Source organism: Streptomyces sp. NPDC005899, from assembly GCF_040629645.1.
Taxonomy (GTDB): domain Bacteria; phylum Actinomycetota; class Actinomycetes; order Streptomycetales; family Streptomycetaceae; genus Streptomyces.
Genome location: NZ_JBEXWB010000193.1, coordinates 1 through 11,936, shown reverse-complemented (window position 1 = coordinate 11,936; position 11,936 = coordinate 1). Strand labels below are relative to the sequence as shown.

The 11,936-nt window shown below is 73.3% G+C and carries 9 protein-coding genes; 7 read left to right on the top strand and 2 right to left on the bottom strand.

What is annotated here, in order from left to right:
• Window positions 1–6: 6 nt before the first annotated feature.
• Both ABZ371_RS20760 and ABZ371_RS20755 read right to left on the bottom strand, forming a co-directional pair.
• Entirely contained in the window at window positions 7–1,494 is a 1,488-nt protein-coding gene (locus ABZ371_RS20760; RefSeq protein ID WP_358681674.1) for a SulP family inorganic anion transporter, read from the bottom strand.
• 276 nt (window positions 1,495–1,770) lie between these two features.
• Entirely contained in the window at window positions 1,771–2,265 is a 495-nt protein-coding gene (locus tag ABZ371_RS20755) for a hypothetical protein (RefSeq protein ID WP_358681671.1), read from the bottom strand.
• 811 nt (window positions 2,266–3,076) lie between these two features.
• Here ABZ371_RS20755 and ABZ371_RS20750 point away from each other — a divergent pair.
• The 7 genes from ABZ371_RS20750 to ABZ371_RS20720 all read left to right on the top strand — a co-directional run bounded on the left by ABZ371_RS20750 (window position 3,077) and on the right by ABZ371_RS20720 (window position 11,886).
• The gene (locus ABZ371_RS20750; protein ID WP_358681668.1) at window positions 3,077–4,102 is read left to right on the top strand and encodes a LacI family DNA-binding transcriptional regulator; all 1,026 of its coding nucleotides are present in this window, start codon (window positions 3,077–3,079) and stop codon (window positions 4,100–4,102) included.
• Entirely contained in the window at window positions 4,099–5,637 is a 1,539-nt protein-coding gene (locus tag ABZ371_RS20745) for a sugar ABC transporter ATP-binding protein (RefSeq protein WP_358681666.1), read from the top strand. The genes ABZ371_RS20750 and ABZ371_RS20745 overlap by 4 nt, the downstream gene beginning before the upstream one ends.
• Entirely contained in the window at window positions 5,627–7,588 is a 1,962-nt protein-coding gene (locus ABZ371_RS20740) for a substrate-binding domain-containing protein (protein ID WP_358681663.1), read from the top strand. Before ABZ371_RS20745 ends, ABZ371_RS20740 begins: the two co-directional genes overlap by 11 nt.
• Before the next feature lie 30 nt (window positions 7,589–7,618).
• Window positions 7,619–8,548 (top strand): ribokinase, encoded by a 930-nt coding sequence (locus tag ABZ371_RS20735; protein ID WP_358681661.1) that lies wholly within the window; start codon window positions 7,619–7,621, stop codon window positions 8,546–8,548.
• Entirely contained in the window at window positions 8,545–8,934 is a 390-nt protein-coding gene (gene rbsD / locus ABZ371_RS20730; RefSeq protein WP_358681658.1) for a D-ribose pyranase, read from the top strand. The genes ABZ371_RS20735 and rbsD overlap by 4 nt, the downstream gene beginning before the upstream one ends.
• 185 nt (window positions 8,935–9,119) lie before the next feature.
• Window positions 9,120–10,148: a questin oxidase family protein gene (locus ABZ371_RS20725; RefSeq protein WP_358681655.1), complete on the top strand. Its 1,029-nt coding sequence runs from the start codon at window positions 9,120–9,122 to the stop codon at window positions 10,146–10,148.
• 214 nt (window positions 10,149–10,362) lie between these two features.
• Entirely contained in the window at window positions 10,363–11,886 is a 1,524-nt protein-coding gene (locus ABZ371_RS20720) for a chitinase (protein ID WP_358681653.1), read from the top strand.
• Window positions 11,887–11,936: the final 50 nt, after the last annotated feature.

Below are 11,936 nucleotides of genomic sequence, written 5' to 3'. Positions count from 1 at the left end.
GCGGCGTCAGCCGGAGGGGACCTTCGACACGGCCGGCCCGGTCAGCTGCACGGGCTCCGTACCGGGTGCGCTGTGCCGCGCCGCCCAGTTCTCCAGAGCCGCCCGGCAGGCGTGGTCGAGGTGGGTGAGGCCGCCTAGGTCGAGTTCGATCGGCCGGTCCTGCGGCAGGGCCTCCAGGCTGTCCAGTATCTTCGGCAGCCGGAGGAAGGTGGCGTTGCCCGACAGGCGCGCCCGCACGGGGCCGGGCTCCTCGTCGTCGACGTCCAGCGTGATGTGCGACGCGTCCCAGGCCGTCTTGGCCACGGACAGGGCCAGGCCGATCAGGACGCCCTCGAACATGTTCACCGTGACGATGGCCACCGCCGTGACCACCAGGACCAGCACCTCGCCCCGGTGCCCGCGCCACAGCGCCACGACGGTGCGCAGCGGGATCAGCTTCCAGCCCGCGTGGACGAGGATGCCGGCCAGGGCGGGCAGCGGGACGATGCCGAGGGCCGTGGGCAGCAGGGCCGCGAACAGCAGCAGCCACACGCCGTGCATGACCCGGGACGCCTTGGTCCTCGCTCCCGCGTGGACGTTGGCGGAACTGCGGACGATGACCGCGGTCATCGGCAGTGCCCCCAGCAGTCCGCACACGGCGTTGCCGGTTCCCTGGGCCATCAGCTCCTTGTCGTACCGGGTGCGTGGCCCGTCGTGGAGCCGGTCCACCGCGGCGGCGCTGAACAGGCTCTCGGCGGAGGCGATCAGGGTGAAGGCCAGGACCGTCCCGAGGACACCGAGGCTCGTGAGCTGCCCGAGGGCGTCGGCTCCGGGCAACTGGACCGCGTCGAGCAGTCCTCGTACCTGGACCGTGGCGACGGGCAGGCCGAAGGCCGTCGAGGCGAGGGTGGCCAGCACGACGGCGGCCAGGGCCCCGGGCACGGCCCGCACCCGCCCGGGCATCCGCGGCCACAGCAGCAGCACGGCGACGGTGCCCGCGCCGAGCGCGAGCGACGTGAGGACCGCGGTGCTGCCCGCGGCCTCGGCCAGGATCCCGGGGAGGCCGGCCACCTTGCCCAGGCCGGAGGCCGGGGCTTCGAGGCCCGCCGCCGCGTAGAGCTGCCCGGCGATGATGACGAGCCCGATACCGGCGAGCATGCCCTCGACGACCGAGACGGAGATGGCGCGGAACCAGCGCCCCAGCCTCAGGGCGCCCATGGCGAGTTGGAGCAGCCCCGAGGCCAGGACGATCACTCCGAGCGCGGCGAGCCCGAAGGCCTGGACCGCCTCGAAGACCAGGACGGTCAGACCGGCGGCCGGTCCCGACACCTGGAGGCTGCTGCCGCGCATGAGGCCCGTGACGATTCCGCCGACGATGCCGGTGATGAGGCCGAGTTCCGCCGGCACCCCGGAGGCCACGGCGACGCCCACGCACAGGGGCAGGGCGACGAGGAAGACGACGATCGAGGCGGCGAGGTCGTGCCGCAGGTGGGGGAAGGACGTGCGGAGGTCCATCGCGGCCCTCACAGGGCCGGGGAGGTGTCGGAGGGCACGTCGTGGCCCGGCCGGAGGCGTGCCCCGGGACGTCGCGGGGGCCACTGCCCGCGGAGCGGTCGGGGGTGGACGAGGGGGAGTTGCATACCGGTTGTCCTCCTGGCGCGCGGTGGGGGTGCGCGTCGGTGTGTGTACGGGAGCGGGGCACGCGCGGGCACGGCGGCACGGCCCGACGGCGCCGCACCCGGAGGGTGGGGACGCGTGGGCTGCCTGCCTGTGCGGGCGGGGCGGCTCAGCTCAGCAGCGGAACACCTGGAGGACGGCGGGCGAGGGGGAGGCCGCGGATCTCGGCGTGTGCTGGGGGACGCCCGTGAGGAGGAGCGCCACGGCGTCGGGGCGCGGCCCGGTGTCACCCGCCACGAGGGAACGCGAGGAGCTCTCCGAGGCCGTGCCGACGGCGGTGCGGTGCCGGTCCCTGGAGCGCAGGGCGCCGTGGGAGTCCCCGTCCTCGACGGGCTCGTCGCACGGGATCAGCGTCCGCCCGGCCGCTGTCGCACCCGGGTCCGTCCGCGCGTCCATGCGCGCGCCCGTACGCGTCGCCGCGTCCCCGTCCGTGCCTGTGGAAGCCCGGGAGACCGTCTGCGTCACCGGGGAGCCGGGCGCCGGGGACGGTGCGAGGGAGCCGCCGGCCTGCGCGGTGGGGTTCGTGTGGCTCGTGGGGCCGGAGAATTGCAGCGCGAGCAGTATTGCGGTCAGGAGGGTGACAACGAACCGGGACGCCGCATCTCGCACCCTGCGCCTCCTCCCGATACCGCACCCGCGTTTCCTGCGACGCTAACAGGCGGGAAACGGCCGCCGGGTCAACTCCGTGTGAAGAGTCCGGAAGTCAGTGGTGGAATGGGTGAAACCATACGTACCTAAAGGACATGGGCGCGCACTGCGCTCTTCTCCTCACCTTCGTCGTCGCGGACGTGTGAGGAATCCCGGGCGCCGCATGTCCGGACGTACCCGTGTGACCAGGTGCTGCCGGGATATGCCGCACACCGCGGAGCCGTTTTCCGTCCGTCGGGTCCGGGGCCCCCGGGGAGGCTCCACAGGCTGGGGGCCGGCATTCCGGAATACTCGCGGGTATGAGCGGAACGGCCCTCCGGGAAATCGGCGGGCCATTGTCGAAGGGTGTCCACGGCGCCGGGTGACGGGCCCTCCGGGCCGCCGTTCATCGACTCCAATAATCGCCGGTCAATTCCGGACAGGTCCATGGCCGGGTTTCGCCGCACGGGCTTCCCGGCGCACTCCGGCCGTGCGGAAGGCGGCGGACCACTTCCCCGCGCGGCGCTCCGGCCCGTGGCCCTGCCGGTGGTCCGAGTCCGGAGCCGTGCCCGAGACGGGGCGGCCCCCGGCGTGCCAAGGGACGCCGGGGGCGGGAGGCCGCCGCACCGCGCCGCGGGCGACGCGGACCCGCCACCATCACGATCAGGTCTCGAGGGCGGGTACAGGGGTTGTTTTCGGCCGTGTAATCGATTCCAATCTCTCGTGTAATCGATTCCACGGCCCGGACCGCTGGTTTCGAGGCGCACGGAAACCACAAGCAGGTGGTCCGGACATGGCGAGCATCAAGGATGTCGCGGCACAGGCGGGAGTCTCCGTCGCCACGGTCTCCCGCGTACTGAACAGCCATCCCTCGGTCAGTCCCGACGCGCGCCGGCGCGTCCTCGCTGCCGTCGAGGCCCTCGGCTACCGGCCCAACGCCGTCGCCCGCTCACTGCGCACCGACGAGACACGCACGCTCGGCCTGGTCATCAGCGACGTGCTCAACCCGTACTTCACCGCGCTCGCCCGCTCCGTGGAGGAGGAGGCCCGCGCCCTCGGCTACAGCGTGATCATCGGCAATGCCGACGAGCGGCCCGAGCAGCAGGACCACCACGTCCGCACGCTGCTGGACCGCAGGATCGACGGCCTCCTGGTCTCTCCCGCCGACGGGGACTCCCCGCTGCTGCTGGACGTCGCGCGCACCGGCACCCCGATGGTGTTCGTCGACCGCTGGATGCCCGGGGTGGACGTCCCGGTCGTACGCGCCGACGGCCACCGGGCGGTCCAGGACCTGGTCGCCCACCTGCACGCCCTCGGCCACCGCAGGCTCGCCATCATCGCGGGCCCCGCGGCCACGACCACCGGCGACGAACGCGTCGAGGCCTTCCGCGAGGCGATGCGCGCGCACGGTCTCGCCCTGCCCGACGCCTACATCGGCCAGGGGGACTTCCAGGCGGCCAGCGGCCGTCGCGCCACCGAGCGGTTCCTCGCCCTGGCCGAGCCGCCCCAGATCGTGTTCGCCGCCGACAACCTGATGGCCCTCGGCGCCCTCGACGCCATCCGCGCGCACGGCCTGCGGGTCCCGGAGGACATCGGGATCGCGGCCTTCGACGACATCCCGTGGTTCGTCCACACCGATCCGCCGATCACCGCGATCGCCCAGCCCACCGGCGATCTGGGCCGCGCCGCCGTGCGCGCCCTCGTCGACATCGTCGAGGGCCGGCCCCCGCAGTCCGTCACCCTGCCCGCCCGTCTCGTCGTGCGCGGCTCCTGCGGCGAGCCGGCCCTGCCCGCACCCGATCCGAGGAGCAACGCGTGAGCGAGTCAGTGGAGTTGCTGCGCATCGAAGGCGTACGCAAGACCTTCCCCGGAGTCGTCGCCCTGGACAGGGTCGACTTCGACCTGCGCAGCGGGGAGGTGCACGTCCTGCTCGGCGAGAACGGAGCGGGCAAGAGCACCCTCATCAAGATGCTCTCGGGCGCCTACCGCCCCGACAGCGGCCGGATCTTCGCCCTGGGGCAGGAGGTCCGCATCAACGGCGCCCAGGACGCCGAGAAGCTCGGTATCGCCACGATCTACCAGGAGTTCAACCTGGTCCCCGATCTCACGGTCGCCGAGAACATCTTCCTCGGCCGCCAGCCCCGCCGCTACGGCCTGATCGACCGGCGGACCATGGAGGCCGACGCCGAGGTGCTGCTGCGCCGGGTCGGACTGCACGTCTCACCCCGCGCCCGGATCCGGGACCTGGGCATCGCACGCCTGCAGATGGTCGAGATCGCCAAGGCGCTCAGCCTCGACGCACGCGTGCTGATCATGGACGAACCGACCGCGGTCCTCACCTCCGAGGAGGTCGAGAAGCTGTTCCGCATCGTGCGGCAGCTCCGGGCCGACGGCGTCGGCATCGTCTTCATCACCCACCACCTCGACGAGATCGCCGCCCTCGGCGACCGCGTCACGGTGCTGCGCGACGGCCGGAGCGTCGACCAGGTGCCCGCCTCGACCCCCGAGCCGGAGCTCGTCCAGCTGATGGTGGGACGCAGCATCGACCAGCAGTACCCCCGTGAGCGGCCCGAAGCCGGCCGGCCCCTGCTCTCCGTGCGCGGCCTCACCCGCGGCGGTGTCTTCCACGACATCAGCTTCGACGTGCGGGCCGGCGAGGTCGTCGGCCTCGCCGGACTCGTCGGCGCCGGCCGCACCGAGGTCGCCCGGGCGGTCTTCGGGGCCGACCCGTACGACACCGGCACCGTCGACGTACTCGGGGAGCGGCTCGCCAAGCACGACGTGAGCGCCGCCATGGGCGCCGGAATCGGCCTGGTGCCCGAGGACCGCAAGGGCCAGGGACTGGTGCTCGACGCCTCCGTGCAGGAGAACCTCGGGCTGGTCACCCTGCGGGCGGCCAGCCGCTCGGGCCTCGTCGACCTCAAGGGGCAGCGCGCGGCGGCCGCGGCGATCGCCGAACAGCTCGGTGTGCGGATGGCGGGCCTCGGCCAGCACGTCCGCACCCTTTCCGGCGGCAACCAGCAGAAGGTCGTCATCGGCAAGTGGCTGCTCGCGGACACCCGCGTGCTGATCCTCGACGAGCCGACCCGGGGCATCGACGTCGGTGCCAAGGTCGAGATCTACCAGCTCGTCAACGAGCTGACGGCCTCCGGCCACGCAGTCCTGATGATCTCCAGCGACCTGCCCGAGGTCCTCGGCATGAGCGACCGGGTCCTCGTCATGGCACAGGGCCGGATCGCCGGCGAACTCCCCGCCCACGAAGCCACCCAGGACGCCGTGATGGCCCTCGCCGTCAGCGCGCCACCCCTCACCACACCCACCGAGAACGCAGAGGAGAGCCCCCGTGGCCACTGACACGCATCCGAGCAAGGCGGGCGCGGGCGGCGCCGGACACACCCTCCGCCGCCTCCTGCTCGACAACGGCGCCCTCACCGCGCTGGTCGTCCTCCTGGTGGCGATGTCGCTGCTCTCCGGCGACTTCCTCACCACGCAGAACCTGCTGAACGTCGGGGTGCAGGCGGCCGTCACCGCGATCCTCGCGTTCGGCGTCACCTTCGTCATCGTCTCCGCGGGCATCGACCTCTCCGTCGGTTCCGTGGCCGCGCTCTCCGCGACGGTCCTCGCCTGGTCGGCCACCTCGGCGGGCGTCCCCGTCTGGCTGGCCGTCATCCTCGCCGTCGCCACCGGAATCGCCTGCGGCTTCGTCAACGGAGCACTCGTCGCCTACGGGAAACTGCCGTCGTTCATCGCCACCCTGGCGATGCTCTCGGTCGCCCGCGGCCTCTCCCTGGTGATCTCCCAGGGAAGCCCCATCGCCTTCCCCGACTCCGTCTCCGTACTCGGTGACACGCTCGGCGGCTGGCTTCCCGTCCCGGTCCTCGTGATGATCGCCATGGGCCTGATCACGGCGGTCGTCCTCGCCCGCACCTACATCGGCCGCTCGATGTACGCGATCGGCGGCAACGAGGAGGCCGCCCGGCTCTCCGGGCTGCGGGTCAAGAAGCAGAAGCTCGCCATCTACGCCCTGTCCGGCCTCTTCGCCGCCGTCGCAGGCATCGTCCTCGCCTCCCGGCTCGTCTCCGCCCAGCCGCAGGCCGCGCAGGGGTACGAACTGGACGCGATCGCCGCGGTCGTCATCGGCGGTGCCAGCCTGGCGGGTGGCGTCGGCAAGGCGTCCGGCACGCTGATCGGCGCCCTGATCCTCGCCGTCCTGCGCAACGGCCTCAACCTCCTCTCGGTCTCCGCCTTCTGGCAGCAGGTCGTCATCGGCGTCGTCATCGCCCTCGCGGTGCTGCTCGACACGCTGCGCCGCAAGGCCGGTTCCGGCGCCGCCGCGCCGTCCGGCGCGGCCGGTCCGGGCACGCCGGGATCCGGCCGCAGGACAGCGGTGAAGGGGGGCCTCGCGGTCGTCGTCGTAGCCGCCGTCATCGCCGGCGTCTCCTTCTTCGGCTCCGGCTCCTCCGGCACCACGACCAAGGTGGGCATGTCGCTCTCCACCCTCAACAACCCCTTCTTCGTGCAGATGAAGCAGGGGGCGCAGGCGGAGGCCGAGAAGGCCGGGATCGACCTGACCGTCACCGACGCCCAGAACGACGCCTCCCAGCAGGCCAACCAGCTGCAGAACTTCACCAGTTCCCAGGTGGACTCCGTCATCGTCAACCCGGTCGACTCCGACGCGGTCGGGCCCGGCGTCCGCAGCGCCAACAAGGCCGGCATCCCGGTGGTGGCCGCCGACCGCGGCGTCAACAAGGCCGACACGGCCACGCTGGTCGCCTCCGACAACGTGGCCGGCGGCAAGCTCGCCGCGAAGGCGCTCGCCGGCAAGCTCGGCGGCAAGGGTGACATCGTCGTCCTCCAGGGCACCGCGGGCACCTCCGCCAGCCGCGAGCGCGGCGCGGGCTTCGCCGCGGGCATCAAGGCGTACCCGGGCATCAGGGTCGTGGCCACCCAGCCGGCCGACTTCGACCGCACCAAGGGCCTGGACGTCATGACCAACCTGCTCCAGGGCCACCCCGGCATCACCGGAGTGTTCGCCGAGAACGACGAGATGGCGCTCGGCGCGGTCAAGGCCCTCGGCGCGGAGGCCGGGAAGTCCGTCTCCGTCGTCGGCTTCGACGGCACCCCCGACGGGCTGAAGGCGGTGGAGGCCGGCACGCTGTACGCCTCCGTGGCCCAGCAGCCGAAGGAGCTCGGCCGGATCGCCGTGCGGAACGCGGTGCGGGCGGCCGACGGCGAGAAGGTCGACAGCACGGTGAAGGTACCGGTCAAGGTAGTCACCCGGCAGAACGTCGCCGACTTCTCCTGACCGCCCCGCCCACGGAAGGCAGCAGCACAGATGTACGAGAACGAGGACACCACCGTCTCCCGGTACGACCTCCTGGTCGTCGGCTCGGCCAACGCCGACCTGGTCGTCGGCGTCGAGCGGCGCCCCGCCGCGGGGGAGACGGTGCTCGGCTCCGACCTGGCCGTCCACCCCGGCGGCAAGGGTGCCAACCAGGCGGTCGCCGCCGCCCGCCTCGGAGCCCGTACCGCCCTGCTGGCCCGCGTCGGTGACGACGCGCACGGCCGGCTCCTGCTCGAGTCGCAGCGGGCGGCGGGCGTCGACACCGGCGGAGTCCTCGTCGGAGGGGCGCCCACCGGGGTCGCCCTGATCACGGTCGACCCCTCGGGGGACAACAGCATCGTCGTCTCCCCGGGGGCCAACGCCCGGCTCACCCCCGCCGACGTCCGGGCGGCGGCGCCGCTGCTGTCCGCCGCCCGCGTCGTCTCCGTCCAGCTGGAGATCCCTCTGGACACGGTCGCCGAGACGGCGCGCGGTCTCGCGCCCGGCGCCCGGCTCGTGCTCAACCCGTCCCCGCCCGCCCCGCTCCCCGCCGAGGTGCTGGCGGCCTGCGACCCGCTGGTGGTCAACGAGCACGAGGCACGTTTCATCCTGGGGGACGGCGCCGGTGCCACCCCTGAACTCTGGGCCCGGGAGCTCACGGAGCTCGGTCCCCGCTCGGTGGTGGTCACCCTGGGCGCGGCCGGTGCGCTGGTCGCCGACACCCGGGGCGGCGGCTCCGTGCACGTACCCAGCCCCGCGGTCGAGGCGGTGGACACGACGGGTGCGGGCGACGCGTTCACCGCCGCCCTGGCCTGGCGGCTCGGCCTGGGGGAGGAGCTCCCCGACGCCGCCGCCTTCGCCGTCCGCGTCGGTGCGGCGGCCGTCACGAAGAAGGGCGCGCAGGCGTCCTTCCCGACCGCGGAGGAGGTCTCCGCACGGTGAAGAGGTCAGGCATCCTCAACCGTCACCTGGCGGGCGCCCTCGCCGGACTGGGCCACGGCGACGGCGTGCTGGTCTGCGACGTGGGCATGCCCATCCCCGAGGGGCCCCGGGTCGTCGACCTGGCCTTCCGGGCCGGTGTGCCCTCCTTCGCGGAGATCCTGGACGGACTGCTGGACGAGCTCGTGGTGGAGGCGGCGACGGCGGCCGAGGAGGTGCGCGAGGCCAACCCGGGCACGGCACGCCTCCTGTCCGCCCGCCTGCCCGCCCTCACCCTCGTGCCGCACGAGCACCTCAAGTCACTCACGTCCGGCGCCCGTCTGGTGGTGCGGACGGGCGAGGCCAGGCCGTACGCGAACGTCCTGCTGCGGTGCGGGGTCTTCTTCTGACACCCGGGCGGATCCGGCCCGGGGCTGACACCCGGGCGGATCCGGCCCGGGCCGCCTCGGTGCCACCACGGCCGGAGTGCGCCGGGAGCGGTTCCGGGCGGGCACCCCTCCGCCGTACGGCGTAGGTCCCGGCCTACGCCCGCGGCCCGTTACGCCGCCGCCCCGCCCCGCATAGCGTCCAGGTCATGGACGACACAGGGACATCGCACGACACGGGGGCACTGGACGAGGCGCTGCAACGGCTGCACCGGTCGGGACCCGAGCGGCTCGGGTGGCTGACCAACCACGCGCCGATGGCCGTCGAGTCGCTCGCGGCCCGGGGACAGGCGCGGGCGGTGCACCGCTGGCTCGACGTGTACGCACCCAGGCTGGAGGACCTCCCGACCGGGGTCGAGCCGGTCACGCCGGCCAACTGGCGTGCCGCGCTCGGCGATCCGCGCCGGGCCGCCGACTGGATCGGCCACTTCTCCCACGAGATCGCCGAGCGCCCCTGGCGCGACGTACTCGCCCAGTGGTGGCCCCTCCTCCTGCCCGGCGTGTACGGGGGCGCGTCCCACCCGGTGATCCGGGTGGGCCACGCCGTGCGCACGCTGCTGTCCGGCGAGAGCACCGGGCCGCGCCTGGCCGAACTCGCCCACGGCCTGGGCTACTGGGCCGCCCGCCACCACACCGTCTCGGGCCTCACCCCGCTGCCCGGCGCCGGCAGCGCCACCGCCGCCCTCGACGCGGTGCCGCCCATCGGCGTACGCGACGGCGGCTTCCCCGCCCGGCTCGGCCGGGTCCGCGGCCTGCCGGTGTGGGCGGCCGACGTCACGGACCCCGACGCTGCGAGACGCCACCTCGCGGAGCTGGTGCGGGCGGCCACCCACCGGTACGCCACCCACGGCCACGGCGAGCCCACGATGCTCGTCCACGCGGCCACCGCCCCCAACGCCGTGCTGCGGACCCTGCCCGCACTGCCGCGCGCCCTGTGGGTGCCGAGCCTGCGCGTGGCCTGGACGGCGTCCGCGGCGGTGACCGCCATGTACGCGCCCGACGGCCCGGTGGGCTACACGCCACCCGGCACCTTCACGGCCGAGGAGGTCGTGGAACGCGCCCTGGCACACGGCGACGAACACGTCATCAAGCTCACCGACACGGCCCTGGACACGGGCGACGGTCCGGCGCTCGCGGCGGCCCTGCGCGCGATCGAGCTGAGCGAGCCGCTCAGGTAGCCGCTCGGCGGACGGGACCGATACTTCCCGGTGCGTGGTTCCCCGCCCGGCGGCGCGTCGGCCAGCGGGTGTGTCCGATCATCCCCCCAAGTGGTCTAGTCCTATCTTGGTCCAGACCATTGACACGCTGTCGGCGGGACCGATATCCCGTAACCCCGACACCGGTGCACCTGACCGCGGTGCGCGGCCACCCCCCCCGACAGCTGGGACAGACATGAGACGCTTACGAACCCTCCGCGCGCTCGCGACCGGCGCCGCCACCACGCTGGCGGCGGCCGCCATGGCCGTGACCGGCGCAGGCACCGCCCAGGCGGCGACCCCGCTGCCGGCGCACGTCTTCGCTCCGTACTTCGAGTCCTGGACGGGTGAGAGCCCCGCGGCGAAGGCGGCCGAGTCGGGGGCGAAGCACCTGACCATGGCGTTCCTGCAGACCGCCACCGCGGGGTCCTGCACGCCGTACTGGAACGGCGACACGGACCTGCCGATCGCCGGCTCCAGCTTCGGCGCCGACATCAAGACCATCCAGGCGCGCGGCGGAGACGTCATCCCGTCGTTCGGCGGCTACACCGCGGACACCACGGGCACGGAGATCGCCGACAGCTGCACCGACGTCGCCCAGATCGCCGCGGCCTACCAGAAGGTCGTCACGACCTACGACGTCTCGCGGCTCGACATGGACATCGAGGTCGACGCCCTCGACAACACCGCCGGCATCGACCGCCGGAACAAGGCCATCGCGCTGGTGCAGAAGTGGGCCGCGGCCGAGGGCCGCCCGCTGGAGATCTCCTACACACTGCCGACGACCACCAGGGGGCCGGCCGCCAGCGGGCTCGCCGTGCTGCGCAACGCGGTGACCAACGGCGCACGCGTCGACGTCGTCAACCTCATGACCTTCGACTACTACGACAACGCCGCCCACGACATGGCCGCCGACACCGAGACGGCGGCCCAGGGCCTGTACGACCAGCTCGCGCGGCTCTACCCGGCCAAGACCTCGGCCCAGCTGTGGGGCATGATCGGCGTCACCGAGATGCCGGGCGTCGACGACTTCGGCCCGGCCGAGACGTTCACCCTGGCCAACGCCGCCCGGGTGTACGACTGGGCGGTGGCCAAGGGCATCAACACTCTCTCGTTCTGGGCCCTCCAACGGGACAACGGCGGCTGCCCCGGCGGCCCGGCCGCCGACCACTGCTCCGGGATCCAGCAGAACACCTGGGACTTCACCCACATCTTCTCCCCCTTCACCCGCGGCACCACCGCACCGGCCGACGACTTCTCCGTGACGGCGGCGCCCGCCGCGGGATCGGTGGCGGCGGGAGGCTCGGCCACCACCACGGTGAACACCGCGGTGACGGGAGGCGGCGCCCAGCGGGTCGACCTGACGGTCAGCGGCGTACCCGCCGGTGTCACCGCCTCACTCAGCCCCACCTCGGTGACGGCCGGCGGCTCCTCGACGCTCACCCTGACCACGACCCGGGCCGCGGCCTCGGGCACGTACCGCATCGGCGTCACCGGCAAGGGCACCTCCGCCAGTCACACGGCGACCTACACCCTGACCGTCACCGGCGGGACGGGCAGCCAGTGCACGGCCGCCCCGTGGGCCGCCGGCACGGTGTACACCGGCGGCGGGCAGGTCTCGCACAAGGGCCACACCTGGAAGGCCAAGTGGTGGACGACGGGCGAGGAGCCCGGCACCACCGGCGAGTGGGGTGTCTGGCAGGACCTCGGCACCTGCTGAGAGGGCGGGTGCGTGCGGTGGTGCCCGGCCTGCCGACGCCGGGCACCACC

Excerpts from the sequence above, each read along its gene's own strand:
- ABZ371_RS20760 (WP_358681674.1), bottom strand. The coding sequence starts at position 1,494 with ATGGACCTCCGCACGTCCTTCCCCCACCTGCGGCACGACCTCGCCGCC.
- ABZ371_RS20750 (WP_358681668.1), top strand. The coding sequence starts at position 3,077 with ATGGCGAGCATCAAGGATGTCGCGGCACAGGCGGGAGTCTCCGTCGCC.
- ABZ371_RS20735 (WP_358681661.1), top strand. The coding sequence starts at position 7,619 with ATGTACGAGAACGAGGACACCACCGTCTCCCGGTACGACCTCCTGGTC.
- ABZ371_RS20725 (WP_358681655.1), top strand. The coding sequence starts at position 9,120 with ATGGACGACACAGGGACATCGCACGACACGGGGGCACTGGACGAGGCG.
- ABZ371_RS20720 (WP_358681653.1), top strand. The coding sequence starts at position 10,363 with ATGAGACGCTTACGAACCCTCCGCGCGCTCGCGACCGGCGCCGCCACC.